General features: G+C 40.8%; 1 pseudogene. It reads left to right on the top strand.

The window, feature by feature from the left end:
* Positions 1-15 precede the first annotated feature (15 nt).
* Positions 16-265, top strand: a pseudogene (locus tag BZZ03_RS12115) (MSCRAMM family adhesin SdrC); the annotation flags it as partial.

Here is a 265-nt window from a genome sequence, read left to right as displayed (position 1 = left end):
GATGCACTGTCTGATGTGCTTGTAGATTCACTCATTGATTCTGATTTTGAATCAGACGCTGAGCTTGATGCACTGTCTGATGTGCTCATTGATTCTGATTTTGAATCGGACATTGATGTTGATGCACTGTCTGATGTGCTTGTAGAATCACTCATTGATTCTGATTTTGAATCAGATGCTGAGTTTGATGCGCTATCCGAGGTACTTGTGGATTCACTGGATGCACTGTCTGATGTGCTTGTAGATTCACTCATTGATTCTGATT

This window comes from Lactococcus petauri, from assembly GCF_002154895.1.
In the GTDB taxonomy this organism is placed as follows: Bacteria; Bacillota; Bacilli; order Lactobacillales; family Streptococcaceae; genus Lactococcus; species Lactococcus petauri.
This window is presented reverse-complemented; position numbering and strand designations above follow the sequence as displayed.